This window comes from Streptomyces sp. 7R007 (assembly GCF_054850255.1).
On sequence record NZ_JBTWMV010000008.1, the window covers coordinates 243,502 to 264,520 of the forward strand.

Annotated in this window: 18 protein-coding genes and 1 pseudogene; 15 read left to right on the forward strand and 4 right to left on the reverse strand. The window is 74.4% G+C overall.

Annotated elements, in window-relative coordinates; genetic code table 11:
- Nucleotides 1-209: 209 nt before the first annotated feature.
- The 3 genes from ACYF6T_RS13825 to ACYF6T_RS13835 form a co-directional block, all read right to left on the reverse strand.
- On the reverse strand, nt 210-737 hold the full coding sequence (locus tag ACYF6T_RS13825; protein WP_461696308.1) for a DUF2231 domain-containing protein: 528 nt from the start codon (nt 735-737) through the stop codon (nt 210-212).
- A 127-nt stretch (nt 738-864) separates the two neighbouring features.
- Nucleotides 865-1,647, reverse strand: a complete 783-nt coding sequence (locus ACYF6T_RS13830) for a hypothetical protein (RefSeq protein WP_461696309.1) — start codon at nt 1,645-1,647, stop codon at nt 865-867.
- A gap of 151 nt (nt 1,648-1,798) precedes the next feature.
- Nucleotides 1,799-3,499: a PucR family transcriptional regulator gene (locus ACYF6T_RS13835; RefSeq protein WP_461696310.1), complete on the reverse strand. Its 1,701-nt coding sequence runs from the start codon at nt 3,497-3,499 to the stop codon at nt 1,799-1,801.
- A 345-nt stretch (nt 3,500-3,844) separates the two neighbouring features.
- Here ACYF6T_RS13835 and ACYF6T_RS13840 point away from each other — a divergent pair, with 345 nt between their 5' ends.
- From ACYF6T_RS13840 to ACYF6T_RS13865, 6 genes are all read left to right on the forward strand, one after another.
- Nucleotides 3,845-4,735, forward strand: a complete 891-nt coding sequence (locus tag ACYF6T_RS13840; protein ID WP_461696311.1) for an FAD binding domain-containing protein — start codon at nt 3,845-3,847, stop codon at nt 4,733-4,735.
- A complete protein-coding gene (locus ACYF6T_RS13845) occupies nt 4,735-5,304 on the forward strand; it encodes a (2Fe-2S)-binding protein (RefSeq protein ID WP_461696312.1) in 570 nt (189 codons plus the stop codon). The genes ACYF6T_RS13840 and ACYF6T_RS13845 overlap by 1 nt, the downstream gene beginning before the upstream one ends.
- A gap of 2 nt (nt 5,305-5,306) precedes the next feature.
- A complete protein-coding gene (locus tag ACYF6T_RS13850) occupies nt 5,307-7,703 on the forward strand; it encodes a xanthine dehydrogenase family protein molybdopterin-binding subunit (protein ID WP_461696313.1) in 2,397 nt (798 codons plus the stop codon).
- 146 nt (nt 7,704-7,849) lie between these two features.
- Complete coding sequence (locus ACYF6T_RS13855) at nt 7,850-9,307, forward strand: NCS2 family permease (protein ID WP_461696314.1); 1,458 nt, start codon at nt 7,850-7,852, stop codon at nt 9,305-9,307.
- A gap of 49 nt (nt 9,308-9,356) precedes the next feature.
- Nucleotides 9,357-10,508 carry an XdhC family protein gene (locus ACYF6T_RS13860; RefSeq protein ID WP_461696316.1) on the forward strand — a complete coding sequence of 384 codons (1,152 nt, stop codon included), beginning with the start codon at nt 9,357-9,359 and terminating at the stop codon, nt 10,506-10,508.
- Between the two features lie 115 nt (nt 10,509-10,623).
- Nucleotides 10,624-11,031 carry a hypothetical protein gene (locus tag ACYF6T_RS13865; RefSeq protein WP_461696318.1) on the forward strand — a complete coding sequence of 136 codons (408 nt, stop codon included), beginning with the start codon at nt 10,624-10,626 and terminating at the stop codon, nt 11,029-11,031.
- A gap of 82 nt (nt 11,032-11,113) precedes the next feature.
- Here the strand turns inward: ACYF6T_RS13865 and ACYF6T_RS13870 are convergent, their stop codons facing one another.
- Nucleotides 11,114-11,554, reverse strand: coding sequence for an SRPBCC family protein (locus tag ACYF6T_RS13870; RefSeq protein WP_461696319.1), 441 nt, complete (start codon nt 11,552-11,554; stop codon nt 11,114-11,116).
- 155 nt (nt 11,555-11,709) lie between these two features.
- Between ACYF6T_RS13870 and ACYF6T_RS13875 the strand changes: the two genes are divergently transcribed.
- From ACYF6T_RS13875 to ACYF6T_RS13915, 9 genes and pseudogenes are all read left to right on the forward strand, one after another.
- Nucleotides 11,710-12,672, forward strand: coding sequence for a UDP-glucuronic acid decarboxylase family protein (locus tag ACYF6T_RS13875; protein ID WP_461696321.1), 963 nt, complete (start codon nt 11,710-11,712; stop codon nt 12,670-12,672).
- A gap of 144 nt (nt 12,673-12,816) precedes the next feature.
- Entirely contained in the window at nt 12,817-14,451 is a 1,635-nt protein-coding gene (locus ACYF6T_RS13880; protein WP_461696322.1) for a carbamoyltransferase family protein, read from the forward strand.
- A complete protein-coding gene (locus tag ACYF6T_RS13885; protein ID WP_461696324.1) occupies nt 14,448-15,446 on the forward strand; it encodes a glycosyltransferase family 2 protein in 999 nt (332 codons plus the stop codon). The genes ACYF6T_RS13880 and ACYF6T_RS13885 overlap by 4 nt, the downstream gene beginning before the upstream one ends.
- Nucleotides 15,443-16,096, forward strand: a complete 654-nt coding sequence (locus tag ACYF6T_RS13890; RefSeq protein WP_461696326.1) for a D-glycero-alpha-D-manno-heptose-1,7-bisphosphate 7-phosphatase — start codon at nt 15,443-15,445, stop codon at nt 16,094-16,096. The genes ACYF6T_RS13885 and ACYF6T_RS13890 overlap by 4 nt, the downstream gene beginning before the upstream one ends.
- Nucleotides 16,093-17,082 carry a glycosyltransferase family 9 protein gene (locus ACYF6T_RS13895; protein WP_461696327.1) on the forward strand — a complete coding sequence of 330 codons (990 nt, stop codon included), beginning with the start codon at nt 16,093-16,095 and terminating at the stop codon, nt 17,080-17,082. The genes ACYF6T_RS13890 and ACYF6T_RS13895 overlap by 4 nt, the downstream gene beginning before the upstream one ends.
- A complete protein-coding gene (locus ACYF6T_RS13900; RefSeq protein WP_461696328.1) occupies nt 17,079-18,011 on the forward strand; it encodes a glycosyltransferase in 933 nt (310 codons plus the stop codon). Before ACYF6T_RS13895 ends, ACYF6T_RS13900 begins: the two co-directional genes overlap by 4 nt.
- Nucleotides 18,008-19,222: a glycosyltransferase gene (locus ACYF6T_RS13905; RefSeq protein ID WP_461696329.1), complete on the forward strand. Its 1,215-nt coding sequence runs from the start codon at nt 18,008-18,010 to the stop codon at nt 19,220-19,222. The genes ACYF6T_RS13900 and ACYF6T_RS13905 overlap by 4 nt, the downstream gene beginning before the upstream one ends.
- The gene (locus ACYF6T_RS13910) at nt 19,222-19,821 is read left to right on the forward strand and encodes a D-sedoheptulose-7-phosphate isomerase (protein WP_461696331.1); all 600 of its coding nucleotides are present in this window, start codon (nt 19,222-19,224) and stop codon (nt 19,819-19,821) included. The genes ACYF6T_RS13905 and ACYF6T_RS13910 overlap by 1 nt, the downstream gene beginning before the upstream one ends.
- 503 nt (nt 19,822-20,324) lie before the next feature.
- A pseudogene (locus tag ACYF6T_RS13915) lies at nt 20,325-20,675 on the forward strand (PfkB family carbohydrate kinase); the annotation flags it as partial.
- Nucleotides 20,676-21,019: the final 344 nt, after the last annotated feature.

Sequence of the window (21,019 nt, forward strand, 5' to 3'; positions counted from 1 at the left end):
GCTGGTCGGCCCGTTCGGGCGCTGCGGCTCGTGGCCGATCTGCCTGTGGGGGTGCTGCGGTCGGTGGCCGGCCTGTCCGTCGGGGCACTGTGACCGCGGCTCGTCTGCCTGGTGGGGGCGCTGCGACGGCGGTCGGCAGTTCCCGGTCGCCGTGATCCGTGCAGGGGCCCCGCCGACAAGGTCCCTGCACGGACCGTTCTGGGGGTCGGTCAGTCGCCGTCGCCGGAGCCGGTCGCCGTCTTGGAGAAGCCGTGGGTCCAGGCGGCCTTCGCGCCCGAGTCGCCGATGCGGTAGACGTCGACGACCGCGCCCGCCGCCACGACGACGCTCAGCACGGCGGCCGCGATCCGCACCACGGACGCGGACCGGCCGCTCGGCCGCCCGGAGTCCGCCGGGGCGCCCGTCTCCTCCGCAGGCGTACGCCGGGCCGTCCACCACACGGCGGCCGCCAGCACGAACAGACCGAGCACCCACGGCAGCAGGCCGTCGCCGAGCTCCGCGTGCCGCTCGATCAGCGCGTTGCCCTGCACGTGCTCCTCCAGCCACTCGCCGGCCTGCGTGGTCAGCGGCACGCTGGCCAGCGTCACCAGGGCCAGCAGCGGCAGCACCAGACCCATGCGGCGCGCCGCCCGCGGCCACACGGCCCCGACCACGAGTGCCAGCGCCGTCAACGGCACCAGGACGACGACGAAATGGACCAACAGGACATGTGCGGGCAGGCCGTTGACGAGGCTCATCGGGGTGCTCCTCCAAGGGGGATGGGCGCGCCAGCCTGGCACAGCAACCTCTCAGGTTGCTCTCAGTGAATGCTGAGCCCGCCCACCGGCCATGTGACCGTCGTCACAAAGTCGCCGCCGCGTCCGCTCACGCCGTCGCCGCCCCCGGCGCCGGCGGCGTCAACTGCCGTGCCAGCCACGTCGGCACCCCGCCCAGCAGCCGGAACAGCCGGCGCGCCTCCTCCCGCAGCCGGGACGCCTCCGGCTCGGCCTCCGCGTCGGCCAGCGAGGCCAGCGCGGGAGCCGTCCCGACGAGGTACCCCAACTCCTCCCGGATGCGCAGCGACTCCGCGAAGCCGTGCCGGGCCTCCGCCAACTCCCCGTCGCGCAGGGCGAGTCCGGCGAGATGGCGCCAGGTGAAGGACAGCAGCAGCGGATCGGCGTGGGCGGTGGCGCCCGCGTGCGCGCGGCGATAGGCGGCACGGGCCGCCTGCGGGGAGCGGGCCAGGTTCTCGGCGAGCAGCCCGCGCCGGAAGTCCAGCAGCGCCCGCCCCGGCGCCCCCGGCGGGATCAGCGCCGCCGCCCGGCCGAGCGCGGCCCGCGCCTCGTCGGCCCGGTCGCGCACCGAGTGCAGCGTCGCCGCGTACGCCAAGTACCCGCGTTCACAAGCGGCCGAGCCGCGCTCCTCGTCGTCGTGGGCCAGCGCCTCCGCCGTCCGCAGCGCGTCCTCGGCCTCCTCCCAGCCCTGCTCGGTGTACAGACACCGTTCGACCAGCAGCGACGCCCGCTGCAACGCGGACGAGGCGGTCGTGGGCGGCAGCAGCGCCGCGGCGTCGGCCCAGCAGGCCCGGGAGCGCAGCCGCCACACCGCGGTCTGGAGGGGATCGTCGTCTGCGGTCGTTCCGGAACCAGACATGGCGGTATGCGCCACTTGCCCTCCCCGAGCACGCCATCGAGCTTTGAGTGGTGGCCGCATTCCAGCACCAATCACCGGGCCGGGCCAAGAGGGTGGGTGAAGGATTTCACAAAGTCGTGGGACGGCGGCGGCACTCGGTGCCGCCCGCACCGGATGCCCGGCGGGCTCAGCTCATCCGCAGCGCCAGGAAGAAGTCCAGCTTGTCCTCCAGCCGGGACAGGTCCCGGCTCGTCAACTGCTCGATCCGGCCCACCCGGTAGCGCAGCGTGTTGACGTGCAGATGCAGGCGGCTCGCGCAGCGGGTCCAGGAGCCGTCGCAGTCGAGGAACGCCTCCAGGGTCGGGATCAGCTCGGCGCGGTGCCGGCGGTCGTAGTCGCGCAGCGGGTCGAGCAGCCGCGCGGTGAACGCGCGGCGCACGTCGTCCGGGACGAAGGGCAGCAGCAGCACGTGCGAGGCCAGCTCCTGGTGGCCGGCCGCGCACACCGGGCCCGGACGGGCGGCGGCCACCCGGCGGGCGTGCCGGGCCTCCTCCAGGGCGCCGCGCAGCCCCTCCGCCGAGTGCACGGCCGCGCTGACGCCGAGCGTGACCCGTCCGTCCTCGTCGAGGCCGGCCGACAGCGGCTCCCGTACGGACTCCAGGAGCACGTCGGCGAGGATGCCGGCCTCGGAGCCGTCGTGTTCGGCGGAGACGGCCGGCAGCGGCACCAGGGCGATCGCCTCGTCGCCGGAGTGCGCGACGGCGATGCGGTCGGAGGGCTCGGGCCCGGTGGCCAGCGGGTCGACCAGGATCTCCTCCAGCAGCGCCTGCGCGACCGGCCCGGCCTCGATCTCGCCGCCCTCCCAGTCGACCTGGGCGACGACCACCTGCCAGTGCGGGGCGGCCCCGAGGCCGGGCAGCAGCACCGGCGCGGCCACCCTCAGGCGCGCGGCGATCTCGGCGGGCGCCGCGCCCGACTGCACCAGCTCCAGCACCTCCTGCGCGAGCCGGCGCCGTACCGTGCGCGCCGCGTCCCGCCGGTCGCGCTCGACCGCGATCAGCTGGGTGACGCCCTGCAGCAGGTCGAGGCGCTCGGGGGGCCAGTCGCCCGCGTCCGCCTCGACGGCCAGCAGCCAGTCCGACAGGACCGTCTCGCGCACGTCCCGCGACGCCTGCGGGGAGCGGCCTCCCCCGGCAACCGCAGGGCGGTGCCCCCAGTTGCGGATGGGGAAGAGGCTGTACGTCGCCGTGCCCAGCGTCGCCCGGTGGGGCCCGCGGCGCCCGGTGCGGGCGGCGGCGAGGTGCTCGGCGGCCAGCTTGGCGCAGGTGTCGGCGGGCAGCGCGGGGCCCGCGACCTTGGGGCCGGCGATCAGGCGGCCGGTGGGGGACAGCACCCAGGCCCGCAGGTCGAGGTCGGAGCCGAGCAGGTCCAGGACGACGTCCGGGCCGCCGCCCGCGGGGCCCGAGGTCATCATCCGGCGGTGCCGGTCCACGACGGCCGCGAGATCCCCGGCGCGCTCGCCGGAGACCTGCCGGACGACGTGCTCGGTGATCGTCGCGAACGCCACCGACTCGTGCACGGCGAACAGCGGCAGCCGGTGCCGGGCGCAGGCCACGACCACGTCCTCGGGGACGTAGCCGAACTCCGCCGTACCGGACACCAGCGCGGCCACCCCGGCCTGCACCAGGATCCGGACGAACGGCTCGGAGTCGGCCGCCTCCCGGCGCCAGGCCAGACCGGTCAGCACCAGCTCGCCGCCGGAGAGGTAGCGGCTGGGGTCCTTGAGGTCGGTGGTCATCACACCGCGCACGGTGCGGTCGAGCTCGTCCTCGCCGCCGAGCAGCCGCAGGCCCAGCGCGTCGTTGTCCAGCAGTGCGCGCAGCCGCATTCTCGTCGCCGCCGTTCCTTGTCTCGAAATCTACGCTGGATGGTGGGGAAGGGGAGGGGAGCAGGCCGCGCGGGCGGGTGCGCGGGCGGCACTCGTCGCCTGCCAGGCTGTTTCCCGCGTTTCTCCGGGAAAACAGCGAGGTTACTGATGGCCTCCGTTCATACGAATCTACAAGATGACCTCCCTGGCCAGCCAACTCCTTCATGTTTTCCGTGACTGACCCCGGTGGAGTACGGCGCTGTGTACTGAGCCCATTCCCTGTGAACAGCACATGAACGAGCCGGTCCCGCCGCACCGATTCTGGCTCGATCCGTACGACCCACCAGACGCAGAAGAGAGCCGGTCATGGACTTCCTTCGCCCCGCCAGCTGGGAGGAGGCGCTCGCCGCGAAGGCGGAGCACCCCACCGCAGTACCGATCGCGGGTGGCACCGATGTGATGGTCGAGATCAACTTCGACCACCGCAGGCCCGAGTACCTGCTCGACCTGAACCGCGTCGGCGACCTGTACGAGTGGGAGGTCGGCGAGGACACCGTACGGCTCGGCGCCTCCGTCCCGTACACCCGGATCATGGAGCACCTGCGTGCCGAGCTGCCGGGCCTGGCCCTCGCCTCGCACACGGTCGCCTCCCCGCAGATCCGCAACCGCGGCGGCGTCGGCGGCAACCTCGGCACCGCCTCACCGGCCGGCGACGCCCACCCCGCGCTGCTCGCGGCGGGCGCCGAGGTCGAGGCCGAGTCGGTGCGCGGCACCCGCATGATCCCGATCGACGACTTCTACACCGGCGTCAAGCGCAACGCCCTCGCCGCCGACGAGCTCATCAAGAGTGTGCACATCAAGAAGGCCGACGGGCCGCAGCAGTACTCCAAGGTCGGCACGCGCAACGCGATGGTGATCGCCGTGTGCGCCTTCGGCCTCGCCCTGCACCCCGCGACGCGCACCGTCCGCACCGGCATCGGTTCCGCGGCGCCCACCCCGGTGCGCGCCCGGGCCGCGGAGGAGTTCCTGAACGCGGCCCTGGAGGAGGGCGGCTTCTGGGACAACGGAAAGATCGTCACCCCGTCGGTCGCCAAGCGGTTCGCGGACCTGTGCGCCGCCGCCTGCAACCCGATCGACGACGTCCGGGGCACGGCGAGCTACCGCCGCCACGCGGTCGCCGTCATGGCCCGCCGCACGCTGACGTGGACCTGGGAGTCGTACCGCGGCACCGCCGCCCGTACGGAGGGAGTCGCCTGATGCGCGTCAACTTCACTGTCAACGGACGTCCGCAGGAAGCCGACGACGTGTGGGAGGGCGAGTCGCTGCTGTACGTGCTGCGCGAGCGTCTCGGCCTGCCGGGTTCGAAGAACGCCTGCGAGCAGGGGGAGTGCGGCTCCTGCACGGTCCGCCTGGACGGCGTGCCGGTGTGCTCGTGCCTGGTCGCGGCCGGGCAGGTGGAGGGCCGGGACGTGGTGACCGTCGAGGGGCTCGCGGAGTACGCCAGGCAGCGCGCCTGCGGCGAGGGCTGCGGCACGTCGGTCGACGAGGCCCGGCGCTGGGCCGCAAAGGGCACCGACTCGCAGACCGGTGAGGGCAGCGAACTGGCCCCGATCCAGCAGGCGTTCATCGACGCCGGCGCCGTCCAGTGCGGTTTCTGCACGCCGGGTCTGCTGGTGGCGGCCGACGAGATGCTGGAGCGCAACCCCACCCCGAGCGACGCCGACATCCGCGAGGCCCTGTCGGGCAACCTGTGCCGCTGCACGGGCTACGAGAAGATCATGGACGCGGTCCGCCTCGCGGCCGCCCGGCAGTCCGAGGGGGTCTGAGCATGCCGGCCAACGGTGTTCCCACCAAGATCACGCAGGGTGCGCAGACCAAGGGCGGCATCGGCGAGTCGACGCTGCGCCCCGACGGCACCCTCAAGGTCACCGGCGAGTTCGCGTACTCGTCCGACATGTGGCACGAGGACATGCTCTGGGGGCAGATCCTGCGCTCGACGGTCGCCCACGCGGAGATCGTCTCCATCGACACCGGCGAGGCCCTCGCGACGCCGGGCGTGTACGCCGTCATGACGTACGACGACCTGCCGACCGACGTGAGGAACTACGGCCTGGAGATCCAGGACACCCCGGTCCTCGCGCACGGCAAGGTACGCCACCACGGCGAGCCGGTCGCCATCGTCGCCGCCGACCACCCGGAGACGGCCCGGCGGGCCGCCGCCAAGATCAAGGTCGAGTACCGCGAGCTGCCCGTCATCACCGACGAGGCCTCCGCGACCGCCCCCGACGCGATCCTCGTCCACGAGAACCGCACCGACCACCACATCGGTCACGTCCCGCACCCCAACATCGTCCACCGCCAGCCGATCGTCCGCGGCGACGTGACCGAGGCCGCGAAGAAGGCCGACGTCGTCGTCCGGGGCGAGTACTACTTCGGCATGCAGGACCAGGCCTTCCTGGGCCCCGAGTCCGGTCTCGCCGTGCCGGAGGAGGACGGCGGCGTCCACCTCTACATCGCCACCCAGTGGCTCCACTCCGACCTGCGCCAGATCGCGCCCGTCCTCGGCCTGCCGGAGGAGAAGGTGCGCATGACACTGGCCGGCGTCGGCGGGGCGTTCGGCGGCCGCGAGGACCTGTCGATGCAGATCCACGCCTGTCTGCTCGCGCTGCGCACGGGCAAGCCCGTCAAGATCGTCTACAACCGCTTCGAGTCCTTCTTCGGCCACGTCCACCGCCACCCGGCCCGGCTGTACTACGAGCACGGGGCCACCCGCGAGGGCAAGCTGACGCACGTCAAGTGCCGGATCGTCCTCGACGGCGGCGCGTACGCCTCCGCCTCCCCGGCGGTCGTCGGCAACGCCTCCTCGCTCGGCATCGGCCCCTACAAGGTCGACGACGTCGAGATCGAGGCCGTCGCCCTCTACACCAACAACCCGCCCTGCGGCGCGATGCGCGGCTTCGGCGCGGTCCAGGCGTGCTTCGCCTACGAGGCGCAGATGGACAAGGTGGCCGAGCGACTGGGCCTGGACCCGGTGGAGTTCCGGCAGCTCAACGCCATGGAACAGGGCACGCTCATGCCGACCGGCCAGCCCGTCGACTCGCCCGCCCCCGTCGCCGAACTCCTGCGCCGCGTCAAGGCGATGCCGATGCCGCCGGAGCGCCAGTGGGAGTCCAGCGAGGGCGCGGACGTACGGCAGCTGCCGGGCGGCCTGTCCAACACCACCCACGGCGAAGGCGTCGTGCGGGGCGTTGGCTACGCGGTCGGCATCAAGAACGTCGGCTTCTCCGAGGGCTTCGACGACTACTCCACCGCCAAGGTGCGCATGGAGGTCGTCGGCGGCGAACCCGTCGCCACCGTGCACACCGCGATGGCCGAGGTCGGACAGGGCGGGGTCACCGTCCACGCGCAGATCGCCCGCACCGAGCTGGGCGTGGCGCAGGTGACCATCCACCCCGCCGACACGCAGGTGGGCTCGGCCGGTTCGACGTCCGCCTCCCGGCAGACGTACGTCACCGGCGGCGCCGTGAAGAACGCCTGCGAGCTGGTGCGCGAGCGGGTGCTGGAGATCGGCCGCCGCAAGTTCGGCACCTACCACCCGGCCTGGGCGACGGCGGAGCTGCTGCTGGAGGGCGGCAAGGTCGTCACCGACGGCGGCGAGGTCCTCGCCGACCTGGCGGACGTGCTGGAGGACGAGGTCGTCGAGATCGAGGAGGAGTGGCGGCACCGGCCGACCGAGCCCTTCGACCTGCGCACCGGCCAGGGCAACGGCCACGTCCAGTACTCCTTCGCCGCGCACCGCGCCGTCGTCGAGGTCGACACCGAGCTCGGCCTGGTCAAGGTGATCGAGCTGGCCTGCGCCCAGGACGTCGGCAAGGCCCTCAACCCGCTGTCCGTCGTCGGCCAGATCCAGGGCGGCACCACCCAGGGTCTCGGTGTCGCGGTGATGGAGGAGATCATCGTCGACCCGAAGACGGCGAAGGTCCGGAACCCCTCCTTCACGGACTACCTGATCCCCACCATCCTCGACACGCCGACCATCCCCGTCGACGTGCTCGAACTCGCCGACGACCACGCCCCGTACGGGCTGCGCGGCATCGGCGAGGCTCCCACCCTGTCGTCCACCCCGGCCGTCCTCGCGGCGATCCGGAACGCGACCGGTCTGGAGCTGAACCGGACGCCCGTACGGCCCGAACACCTCACGGGCACGGGACCCTCCGGGAGCTGAACCGGCGATGTCTCCTGGGGGACCCGGTCCCCCAGGACCCCCCTTGTTCGTCTCGGGCCGTCCCCCGGGTCGTGCACCTCCCCAAATCCCGCAACCCGCCGACGGCGGACCGCGGGTGCCCCTTTGAACCTTGGGAGCAGGCCCACATGACCCAGCAGTCACTGGAGCCACAGACCGTCTCGGACGACGCGGGAGAAGGCACCCGCGTCCCCGCCGGACGGTCCTGGCTCGACCGGTACTTCCACATATCCCGGCGAGGATCCACCGTCGCCCGAGAGGTCCGCGGCGGCGTCACCACCTTCATGGCGATGGCGTACATCCTCCTGCTCAACCCCCTGATCCTGTCCGGCAAGGACGCCGCCGGCGACACCCTCGGCCGGCAGGCCCTGATCACCGCGACCGCGTTCGCCGCCGCCTTCACCACGCTGCTGATGGGCTTCGTCGGCAAGGTGCCGCTCGCGCTGGCCGCCGGCCTGTCCGTCTCCGGCGTGCTGTCCTCGCAGGTCGCCCCGCAGATGACCTGGCCGCAGGCGATGGGCATGTGCGTGATGTACGGCGTGGTCATCATGCTGCTGGTCGTCACCGGCCTGCGCGAGATGATCATGAACGCGATCCCGCTGGCGCTCAAGCACGGCATCACCATGGGCATCGGCCTGTTCATCGCCCTCATCGGCTTCTACAAGTCCGGCTTCGTGCACCAGGGCAGGGCCACCCCGGTCACCCTGGGCCCCGCGGGCGAACTCACGGGCTGGCCGGTGCTGTTGTTCGCCGGCACCCTGCTGCTGATCTTCATGCTCCAGGCCCGCAACGTTCCCGGCGCGATCCTCATCGGCATCGTCGGCGGCACCGTCGTCGCCGCCGTCCTCAACGCCGCCGGGGTCGTCGACCCGAAGCAGTGGGCGGGCGGCGCCCCCGAACTGCACGGCAGCGCCGTCTCGACGCCCGACTTCTCGCTCTTCGGGCACGTCGAGTTCGGCGGCTGGGGCGAGGTCGGCGCGATGACCGTCGGCATGATCGTCTTCACCCTGGTGCTCGCCGGGTTCTTCGACGCGATGGCCACCATCATCGGCGTCGGCACCGAGGCGGGACTCGCCGACGACAAGGGCCGGATGCCGGGGCTGTCCAAGGCGCTGTTCATCGACGGCGCGGGCGGCGCGATCGGCGGCGTGGCCGGCGGCAGCGGCCAGACCGTCTTCATCGAGTCGGCGACCGGCGTCGGCGAGGGCGCCCGTACCGGACTCGCCTCCGTGGTCACCGGCCTGTTCTTCACAGCCTGCCTGTTCTTCACCCCGCTCACCGCCATCGTGCCGCAGGAAGTCGCCTCCGCCGCCCTGGTGGTGATCGGCGCGATGATGCTGATGAACGCCCGCCACGTGGACTGGGCCGACCGCGCCACCGCGATCCCGGTCTTCCTGACCGTGGTCCTGATGCCGTTCACGTACACCATCACCACGGGCGTCGCCGCCGGCGTCGTCTCCTACGTCGCCATCAAGACCGCCCAGGGCAGGGCGCGGGAGATCGGGGCCTTCATGTGGGGCCTGACGGCGGTCTTCCTGGTGTACTTCGCCCTCCACCCGATCGAGAGCTGGCTGGGCGTGCACTAGCCGCTCGTCAAGAAGCCCTCCCCACCACCCCGTTCAAGGAGACCGACAGATGCTGGACATCGCCGAGGAACTCAACCGGTGGGTCGAGCAGGGCCGCGACTTCGCCGTGGCCACCGTGGTGGCCGTCGGCGGCAGCGCCCCGCGCCAGCCGGGCGCCGCCCTCGCGGTGGACGCCGACGGCACGGCGATCGGCTCGGTCTCCGGCGGCTGTGTGGAGGGCGCCGTGTACGCGCTGTGCGAGCAGGCGCTGCGGGACGGCGAGAGCGTCCTGGAGCGCTTCGGCTACAGCGACGAGGACGCCTTCGCCGTCGGCCTGACCTGCGGCGGCGTCATCGACATCCTCGTCACGCCGGTACGGGCCGGCGACCCGGCCCGCCCGGTGCTCGCCGTCGCGCTGGCCGCCGCCGCCCGCGGGGAGGCGGCGGCGGTGGCGCGGATCGTGACCGGGCCGCCAGAAGTGCTGGGCCGGGCGCTGCTGGTACGGCCCGACGGCTCCCGCGACGGCGGCTTCGGCGCCCACCCCGAACTGGACCGCACGGTCGCCGGCGAGGCGGGCGCCTTCCTGGACGCGGGCCGCACCGGCACCCTGGAGATCGGAGAGCAGGGCTCTCGCTGCGGAGCGCCGCTCACCGTGCTCGTGGAGTCCTCCGTCCCCCCGCCCCGCATGATCGTCTTCGGCGCGATCGACTTCGCCTCGGCGCTGGTGCGCATCGGCAAGTTCCTCGGCTACCACGTCACCGTGTGCGACGCGCGCCCCGTCTTCGCGACCCGGGCCCGCTTCCCGGAGGCGGACGAGATCGTCGTCGAGTGGCCCCACCGGTACCTGGAGCGGACTGCCGTGGACGACCGCAGCGTCCTGTGCGTCCTCACCCACGACGCCAAGTTCGACGTACCGCTCCTGACGGCGGCGCTGCGGCTGCCGGTGGCGTACGTCGGCGCCATGGGCTCGCGCCGGACCCACCTGGAGCGCAACGAGCGGCTGCGCGAGGCCGGCGTGACCGAGAGGGAGCTGGCCCGGCTCAGGTCGCCGATCGGCCTCGACCTCGGCGCCCGCACCCCCGAGGAGACGGCCCTGTCGATCGCCTCCGAGATCGTCGCCCGCCGGCGTGGCGGCAGCGGGGTCCCGCTGACCGGGGCGCACACCCCGATCCACCACGACGCGGGCGCGGTGCCGGCGCGGCGGATCGGGTCGGTGGCCTGAAGGCCCGCTGAAAGCGCGGTGAGGCCGGCGTGAAACCGGGCGGGCGCAGTCTTCCTGTCACAAGGAAGGGCACGAGAGCCCGCACCGGGGCCACCACACAGCCAAGGAGCACACCATGTCCCTCGACCTCACCGACCAGGACAAGGCCACCCTGCGGACCGCCGCCTACGGCGCCGTCGCGCTCATGTCCGCCGCCGGCGCCGCCGGCTCGCCGCACCGCATCGCCACCAACGGCAGCATCGCTCTGGCCTCCGCGACCGGCCCGGTCGGCTACGTACTGGCAGAGAAGTCCAAGGTCGACGGCCTGAACGGCAAGTCCGTGGCCGAACTCGCCGACCGGGTGCTGCCGGCCCTGACGGAGGCGATGGGCCTGCTGAAGAAGCAGGACCCGGCGGAGGCCGACAACTTCCGCGGCACCGTCCTCGTCGCCGTCGAGGCGGCCGCCGGCGCCGAGAAGAAGGGCCCCGGCCCCGCCCTGACGGAGATGACCCGCAAGATCACCGCGGCCCTCGACGCCGGCTGACACGGTGGCCGCCGACGACCTCCCGGGCCCGCGGCCGGGAGCGAGGCGGCACCACCGCACCACCGCTCCCGCCTCCCGCCCGTCACGCCCGCCGCAGCAGCCGGTTCAGCGCCCTGCCGAAGACGTACCGGGCGAACGGGGTGAGGAGGGGATCGAAGACGGAGGGCAGCAGGCGCACGTCCAGCTGTTCGCGCCAGACCACGCGGCTGCGGCCGCCCGGGCCCGGGCGGACCTCCAGTTCGGCCCATCCGGTCACCACCCGGCCCCGCTTCTCCAGCCGGCACAGGCCCGCCCCGTCGTCCGTCGGCGGCCGCCACACCGTGACCTCCATCGGGTCGTCGAAGGAGAGCGGGCCGACGCCGGAGCGTGCCACGAACACCGTGCCCACCCCGGTCGGCGGCGGCGTCCGCACGACGACGCGGGTCAGCGGCACCACCTCGCCGTGGCGGGGCCACTCGGTCAGGCGGCGCCAGGCCTCCGCGAGGGGCAGGGGCGCCGTACGTTCCAGCAGGAAGGTGACCACGAGACGATCGTAGGGAATCAAGGCTGCTCAGAGGGGCGGCGACCACAGGATGGACGGCCGTGCCCAAGCCGCCGCGGACGGCCCCGGTGGTTACCGCCGGCCCCCGGGGTTACTCGCGCGAAGACGCAAGTGAAGGCGAGAGCAAGGAGAGCCCCGTGAGCGGATACCCGTGGCACCGCGCCCTGGTCACCGGTGGCGCCGGGTTCGTCGGATCCCATCTGTGCGGCCGGCTCGTCGACGCCGGCTGCGACGTCGTCTGCCTGGACAACCTGTCCACCGGCTCCCGGGCCAACGTGGCCGACCTCGAACGGCACCGCGGCTTCCACTTCGTCCGCGCCGACGCCACCGACCCGGTGGCCCTGCGCGCCCTGCCCGGCCGTTTCGACCTGGTCCTGCACTTCGCCTGCCCCGCCTCGCCCGCCGACTACCTCCGGCTGCCGCTGCAGACCCTGGAGGTCGGCAGCACCGGCACCCGCAACGCGCTGGAGCGGGCCCTCGCGGACGGCGCCCGCCTGGTCCTCGCCTCCACCTCCGAGGTCTACGGCGACCCGCTGGAGCACCCGCAGCACGAGGGCTACTGGGGCAACGTCAACCCGATCGGGCCGCGCAGCGTCTACGACGAGTCCAAACGCTTCGCCGAGGCCCTGGTCAGCGCCCACCGCAGGGTGCACGGCACCGACACCGCGATCGTCCGCATCTTCAACACCTACGGCCCCCGGATGCGCACCGGCGACGGCCGCGCCGTCCCCGCCTTCGTCTCCCAGGCCCTGGACGGCGCCCCGCTCACGGTCGCCGGCGACGGCAGCCAGACCCGCTCCCTGTGCTACGTCGACGACACGGTCGACGGCATCCTCGCCCTGGCCGCCTCCGGAGAGGCCGGACCCGTCAACATCGGCGGCGGCGAGGAGATCACCATGCTGGAGCTGGCCCGCCGGATCGTCGAGCTCACCGGCTCCGCCTCCCGCATCCGCTTCGTCGAACGCCCCGTCGACGACCCCGGCCGCCGCCGCCCCGACACCCGGCTGGCCCGCGAGCTGCTGGGCTGGGAGCCGAAGGTCGGCTGGAGCGAGGGGCTGGAACGCACGATTGGCTGGTTCTCGCGGGCGATCGCCGCCTGAACCGGCGACGGAGCGTTGCCCTCCGCCGTACATAGAGTGGAAAGTCAGTCCAATTCCGGGCGAGTTGGCTCCAAGTGTTTGAGACAACTGCACCGCGGCACCCGAGAACCCCACGCCACCCGGACCCGTGACGGAGCACCCCCCATGCGCATCCTCGGCATCAACGCCCTGTTCCACGACCCGGCGGCAGCCCTCGTCATCGACGGCCGGACGGTCGCCGCGGCCGAGGAGGAACGCTTCAGCCGCCGCAAGCACGGCAAGCGCCCGCTCCCGTTCTCCGCGTGGGAGCTGCCCGAGCTGTCCGCCCGCTGGTGCCTGGAGCAGGGCGGGGTGCGGCCCGAGGAACTCGACGCCGTCGCCTACTCCTTCGACCCGCAGCTCGCCCGGCCGGCCCGGGACATGGGCCTGGACGACCCGTGGGACCCGCTGCGCCAGGAGTACGCCCGCCGCGCCCCCGCCTTCCTCGCCGAGGCGCTGCCGGGCCTCGACCCCGACCGGGTCGTCTTCGTCCCGCACCACGTCGCGCACGCCGCCTCCGCCGGCCCCGCCTCCCCGCACCCGGACAACGACGTGCTGGTCCTCGACGGCCGCGGCGAATGCGCCTCCCACCTGGCCGGACGCTACCGCGACGGCAAGCTCGACACCCTCGCCACCCAGGCCCTGCCGCACTCCCTCGGCCTGATCTACGAGGAGCTCACCGCCCACCTCGGCTTCCTGCGCAGCAGCGACGAGTACAAGGTGATGGCCCTCGCCTCCTACGGCACCCCCCGCTTCCTGCCCGAACTGAGGCAGTACGTCCACGCCACCGGCCACGGCGGCTTCCGCGCCCACGGCGTCGACTGGAGCTCCCTCGCCCCGCCCCGCGCCAAGGACGAGCCCTGGACCCGCGACCACGCCGACCTCGCCGCCAGCACGCAGGCGGTGCTGGAGGAGGTCCTGCTGGAGCTCGTGCACTGGCTGCACGGCGAGGCCGGCGGCCAGGCGCTCACCATGGCCGGCGGCGTCGCCCTGAACTGCGTCGCCAACTCGAAGATCGCGGCGAAGGGCCCCTACCGCGACGTGTGGGTCCAGCCCGCCGCCGGTGACGCCGGAACCGCCCTCGGCGCAGCCCTCCACCTCGCCGCGAACGAGGGCGTCCCGCAGCCCATGCCCGGCCCCGACCTCGGCCGCGGCTGGAGCGACGAGGAACTGCGCGCCTGGCTCGACACGGCCGCCGTACCGTACGAGCGGCCCGACGACATCGCCGAGACGGTCGCCGGGGAACTCGCCCGTGACGGCGTCGTCGCCTGGTTCCAGGGCCGCAGCGAGTACGGGCCGCGCGCCCTCGGCCACCGCTCCCTGCTCGCCCACCCCGGCCGCGCCGAGAACCTGGAGCGCCTCAACCACGTCAAGGGCCGCGAGGAGTTCCGCCCGGTCGCCCCCATGGTCCTCGCCGAGCGCGCCCACGAACTGTTCACCGGCCCGCTGCCCAGCCCGTACATGCTCTTCGTCCACGACGTGGCCGCCGAATGGCGCGAGCGCATCCCCGCCGTCGTGCACGTCGACGGCACCGCCCGCATCCAGACCGTCGACGAGCGCGACGAACCCCTCGTCGCCCGGATGCTGGCCGCCTTCGAACGCCGAACCGGACTTCCCGTCGTCGTCAACACCAGCCTCAACACCGCCGGCCGGCCCATGGTCGACGACCCCCGCGACGCCCTGGAGTGCTTCGGCTCGGCCCCCGTCGACCTGCTGGCCATCGGACCGTTCGCGGTGCGCCGGGGGAGGGCCTTCGCGTGAACGCCTACACCGTCGTGATCCCCACCCTCGTCCGGGACACCCTCGCCGACTGCCTGGCCGCCCTCGCCGCCGCGAACGGCCCGCAGCCTGCCGGGATCGTCCTGGTCGACGACCGGCCCGAGGCCACCTCCGAGCCGCTCGAACACCCGCTGGGCGTCCTCGGCGACCTGCGGAGCCGGACGACCGTGCTGCGCTCCCGGGGCCGGGGACCCGCCGCCGCCCGCAACACCGGACTGCGCGCGGTCACCACGCCCTGGGTCGCCTTCCTCGACGACGACGTCCAGGTCGGCCCGCACTGGCGCGAGCAGCTCGTCCAGGACCTCGCCGACGCCTCCCCGGACACCGGCGGCATCCAGGGCGTCATCGCCGTGCCGCTGCCCGGCGAGCGGCGCCCCACGGACTGGGAGCGGGGCACCGCCGGGCTCGCCCGGGCCCGCTGGATCACCGCCGACATGGCCTACCGCACCGACGTCCTCAAGCAGGTCGGCGGCTTCGACGAACGCTTCCCTCGGGCCTTCCGCGAGGACGCCGACCTCGCGCTGCGCGTCCTGGACGCCGGCTGGCGCATCCGGCAGGGCCGCCGCACCACCCGCCACCCCGTCCGCCCCGCCTCCCGCTGGGCCTCGCTGCGCGCCCAGCGCGGCAACGCCGACGACGCGCTGATGCGGCGCCTGCACGGTCCCGACTGGTGGGAGAAGGCGTTCGCCCCGCGCGGCCGGCTGCACGGCCACCTCGCGACCACCGCCTGCGGCCTCACCGCGCTCGCCCTCGCCGCCGCCCGCCGGCCCCGCGCCGCCGCGGCCCTCGCCTGCGGATGGGCGCTGGGCACCGGCGAGTTCGCCTGGGCGCGCATCGCGCCGGGGCCGCGCACCCGCGACGAGGTCACCACCATGCTCCTCACCAGCGCGCTCATCCCGCCCGCCGCGACCTGGTACCGGCTCGCCGGCGCCTGGCGGCACCGCCACGCCCCCGCCTGGCAGGAGGTGATGTCATGACCCGCGTCCGCGCCGTGCTGTTCGACCGCGACGGCACCCTCGTCCACGACGTCCCCTACAACGGCGACCCCGACCGGGTGCGCCCGGTCGACGGCGCCCGCGAGGCCGTCGCCCTGCTGCGCGCCCACGGCGTGCGCACCGGCATCGTCACCAACCAGTCCGGCATCGCGCGCGGCCTGCTCACCGACACCGACGTGCGGCGTGTCAACCAGCGCGTCGACGAACTCCTCGGCCCCTTCGACGTGTTCGCCGTCTGCCCGCACGGCCCCGACGACGGCTGCCGGTGCCGCAAACCCGAACCCGGGCTGGTGCTGTGGGCCGCCGGACGCCTGTGCGCGCCGCCCGACCGGTGCGTGGTCGTCGGCGACATCGGCGCGGACGTCGAGGCCGCCCGCCGGGCCGGCGCCCACGGCGTCCTCGTACCGAACCAGCAGACCAGGCCGGAGGAGACGGCCCGGGCCGAGCACGTGGCCCCGGACGTGCTGACGGCGGTGCGCGCCCTGCTGACGGGACCGCCCCGGGGCCGGGTCCTGGCCGACGAGCGGCCGATCGAGACGGCCTACGCCACCGGCGGCGCAGCGCCGGCCCGGGAAACCGACGGCCCCGACGCCGCCGATCCGGCCCGGGACACCCGCGGGAGGTCGCGATGAAGGCCGTCGTCACCCGGCTCGACAGCTTCGGCGACGTCCTGCTCGCCGGACCCGCCATCCGTGCCGTCGCCGCCCGCGCCGACAGCGTCACCCTGCTGTGCGGCCCGCGCGGCGCCCCCGCCGCCCGGCTGCTGCCCGGCGTCGACGACATCCTCGTGTGGGACGCCCCCTGGGTCGGCCTGGAGCCCCCGCCGCTGGGCCGCGGCGAGTTCGAACAGCTCGTCGACACCCTCCACGCCGACACCGGACTGATCCTCACCTCCTTCCACCAGTCCCCGCTGCCCACCGCCCTGCTGCTGCGCCTGGCCGGCGTCACGCACCTCGCCGCGGACTGCGAGGACTACCCCGGCTCCCTCCTCGACGTACGCCACCAGCGCGCCCCGCACGCCCACGAGGTGGAGGCCGCGCTGGACCTCGCCGCGGCGGCCGGCTTCCCGTGCCCCGACGACGGCCGCCCGCGCATCCACCCACCGCCCCGCACGACCGCGCTCACCGGCCCCGGACCCTACGTCGTCCTGCACCCCGGAGCCGCGGTCCCGGCCCGCACCTGGAGCCCCGCCCGCGCCGCCGAGGCCGTGAGCGAACTGGCCGAGGCGGGGCACCGGGTCGTGGTCACCGGCGGCAGCGGCGAACGCGAACTGACCGCGTACGTCGCCGGCGAGCACGCCCTCGACCTGGCCGGACGCACCGACGCCGCCGAACTCGCCGGCGTGCTCGCCGGCGCCGACGCCGTCGTCACCGGCAACACCGGCCCCGCCCACCTCGCCGCGGCCGTCGGCACCCCCGTCGTCTCCCTGTTCGCGCCGGTCGTCCCGGCCGAGCGCTGGCGGCCGTACGGCGTCCCGTACGTGCTGCTCGGCGACCAGCAGGCGCCCTGCGCCGGCAGCCGGGCCCGCCAGTGCCCCGTCCCCGGCCACCCGTGCCTGGACACCGTCACCGCGCACGACGTGGTCGCCGCCGTCGACAAACTCCTGGGGGAGACATGAGGATCCTGCTCTGGCACGTGCACGGGTCGTGGACCACCGCCTTCGTACAGGGCCCGCACACCTACGTCGTCCCCGTCACGCCCGACCGCGGACCCGACGGCCGCGGCCGCGCCCAGACGTTCGACTGGCCCGAGTCGGTCGTCGAGGTCCCCCTGGAGCGGCTGCGGGACGAGGACATCGACGTCGTCGTCCTGCAGCGCCCGCACGAACTCGCCCTCGTCGACGCCTGCCTGGGCCGCCGCCCGCCACTGGTGTACGTCGAGCACAACGCCCCGCACGGCGACGTGCCCGACACCCGTCACCACGTCGCCGACCGGCCCGACATCACCCTCGTCCACGTCACGCACTTCAACCACCTGATGTGGGACGCCGGCACCACCCCGGCCACCGTCATCGAGCACGGCGTCGTCGACCCCGGCCCGCGCTGGACCGGCGAACTGGACCGGGCCGCCGTCGTCGTCAACGAACCCGTACGGCGCGGCCGCACCACCGGAACCGACCTGCTGCCCGTCTTCGCCCAGGCCGCCCCCCTGGACGTCTTCGGCATGGCCACCGACCGGCTGCGCGTGCCGAACACCCGCACCTTCGACCTGGCCCAGCGCGACCTGCACGCGGCGATGGCGCGCCGGCGCGTCTACATCCACCCCGTCCGCTGGACCTCCCTCGGCCTGTCCCTCATCGAGGCGATGCACCTCGGCATGCCCGTCGTCGCGCTCGCCACCACCGAGGTCACCGAGGCCGTGCCCGAGGGCGCCGGAGTCGTCTCCAACCGGATCGACGTACTCACCGACGCCGTACGGGACTTCGTCGCCGACCCGCTGCACGCCCGCGCGGTCGGCGAAGGCGCACGCGCGGCGGCCCTCGCCCGCTACGGACTGTCCCGCTTCCTGGACGACTGGGAGCGGCTGCTGAAGGAGGTGACCCGATGAGGATCGCCATGGTGTCCGAGCACGCGAGCCCGCTCGCCGCGCTCGGCGGCCCCGACGCCGGTGGCCAGAACGTCTATGTCGCCCGCCTCACCGAGGAGTTGGCGCGACGCGGACACGACGTCACCGTCTACACCCGCCGCGACGCGGCCGACCTGCCCGACCGGGTGGCGCTGCCCGGCGGCGCCGTCGTCGAGCACGTGCCGGCCGGCCCGGCCGAGCCCGTCCCCAAGGACGAGCTCTTCCCCTACATGCCGGGCTTCGGCGCCCATCTCGCCCGCGCCTGGGACCGCGAGCGGCCCGACGTGGTGCACGCCCACTTCTGGATGTCCGGCATGGCCGCCCAGATCGGCGCGCACCCGCACGGCGTCCCCGTCGTGCAGACCTTCCACGCCCTCGGCACCGTCAAGCGCCGCCACCAGGGCCGCCGGGACACCAGCCCCCACGAACGCATCGGCACCGAGCGGCAGATCGGCCGCACCTGCGCCCGGGTCCTGGCCACCTGCACCGACGAGGTCCACGAACTGGCCGAACTGGGCGTGCCGCCCCGCCGGGTCGCCGTCGTCCCGTGCGGCGTGGACACCGCCCACTTCCACCCCCAGGGCCCCGTCGACGACCGCCCGCGCCTGCGGCCGCACCGGCTGCTGGCCTGCGGCCGGCTCGTCCCGCGCAAGGGCTACGACCGCGCGATCCGCGCCCTGACCCGGCTCCCCGACGCCGAACTCCTCGTCGCAGGCGGCCCCGAACCCGGCCTGCTGGACACCGACCCCGAGGCGGAACGCCTGCTGAAGCTCGCCGAACGGGCCGGGCTCGGCGAGCGGGTACGGCTGCTCGGCGCCGTCGACCCGGACCGGATGCCCGCGCTGATCCGCAGCGCCGACCTGGTGCTGTGCACGCCGGCCTACGAACCGTTCGGCATCGTGCCGCTGGAGGCCATGGCGTGCGGGGTGCCGGTCGTCGCCACCGACGTCGGCGGACACCGCGACACCGTCGCCGACGGGCACACCGGGCGCCTGGTGACGCCGGGCGACCCGTGGGCGATCGCCGACGCGGTGGGCGCGCTCCTCGCCGACGACGGACTGCGCCGCCGCTACGGCCGCGCCGGCCGGGAGCGGGTCCTCGCGCGCTACACCTGGCAGCGCGTCGCGGACGGCTGTGAACAGGTCTACCAGCGGGTCCTCGCCGGGCACCGGCTGACCGAGGAGGTGGCGTGATGACCGTGCACCCGCCCGCGATCGGGCACTGCGACGAACTCCTGGACGCCCTCGGCGCGTTCCGGGGCTCCGCCCACGTCACCGAGCGGTGGGGGCGACGGCTGGCCGCCGTGCTGGGCGGCGGCGGACGGCTGCTGGCCGCCGGCAACGGGGGCAGCGCCGCCCAGGCCCAGCACCTCACCGCCGAACTCGTCGGCCGCTACCGGGACGACCGGCCGCCGTTCTCCGCGATCGCTCTGCACGCCGACACCTCCAGCACCACCGCCATCGCCAACGACTACGGCGTGGACGAGGTGTTCGCCCGCCAGGTCCGCGCGCACGGCCGCCGCGGCGACGTCCTGATGCTGCTGTCCACCAGCGGCGCCAGCGCCAACCTCCTCTCGGCCGCCTCCGCCGCCCACGCCTCGGGCATGGCGGTCTGGTCCCTGACCGGACCGGCCCCCAACCCGCTCACCGCGGGCAGCGACGAGGCCCTGTGCGTCGAGGCGACCTCGGCCGCGACCGTGCAGGAACTCCACCTGGTGGCGGTGCACATGATCTGCGCGGCCTTCGACGCGGAGGTGGAAAGCGGTCTGGCGGTCGAAAGGGGGATGCCGTGACCCGGAAGGCCCCGTTGCTCGTCGTCGGTGACGCGCTGCTCGACCGCGACCTGGCCGGGCACGCCGACCGGCTCGCGCCCGACGCGCCCGTGCCCGTCGTCGCCGACTGCGCCGAGCGGCTGCGGCCGGGGGGCGCCGCCCTCGCCGCGTACCTCGCCGCCCGCGACGGCCGCGAGGTCACGCTGGTCACCGGGCTCGGCGAGGACCCGGCGAGCCGTGCCCTGCGCCGGCTGCTCGAACCGTGGGTCACGCTGATCCCGCTCCCGCTGACCGGCCCGCTGCCGGAGAAGACGCGCGTGCTCGCCCAGGGCCGTCCGGTGGTCCGGCTCGACCAGGGCAGCGGACGCGTACGGGAGGCCACGGACGCCGCCCGCGACGCCGTCCGCTCGGCCGCCGCCGTCCTCGTCTCCGACTACGGCCGCGGCGCCGCCGACGCCCTGCGCGACGCCCTGTCCCGGCGCCCGCCGCTGGTCTGGGACCCGCACCCGCGCGGCGGCCCGCCGGTGCCGGGGGCACGCCTGGTGACCCCGGCGGAGAAGGAGGCGTACGGCGTGCTGAACGAGGGCCGGCCCGCGGGGCAGGGCGCGCTGCGCGCCACGTCCCGCGCCGCCGCGGCTCTCGTGGGGCGGTGGCGGGCCGCCGCCGTGTCGGTCACCCTCGGCGCGCGCGGCGCGCTGCTGTCCTACGGCGAACACCCGCTGCTCGTCCCCGCCCCCGCCGTGCACGGCGCGGACGCCTGCGGCGCGGGCGACCGGTTCGCCGCGACCGCCGCCGGCCTCCTCGCGGACGGCCTCCTCACCGAAGAGGCCGTCGAGGGCGCGGTCGCCGCGGCGACGGGCTTCGTCGGCGCGGGCGGAGCGGCGTCCCTCACGGTGACGCCCCCTCAGACCGAGGACGCGGACGCCCCGGACGACACGGACCATGTGGACGACCCGAACGAAGCGCCCGGCCCGGAAACCGCCCCCGAAACGGCAAACGCCCACTCGGCTCGCGCGAGGAATGGGCAGGTCGAGCGGGGTGCGGCGCGTGAAGGGTCGGATGCGGGCTCGGCTCGTGGCGGGGCTGCGGCTCGGGCGGGGGATGGGCAGGTCGAGCGGGGTGCGGTGCGTGAAGGGTCGGAGGCTGGCTCGGCTCGTGGCGGGGCTGCGGCTCGGGCGGGGGATGGGCAGGTCGAGCGGGGTGCGGCGCGTGAAGGGTC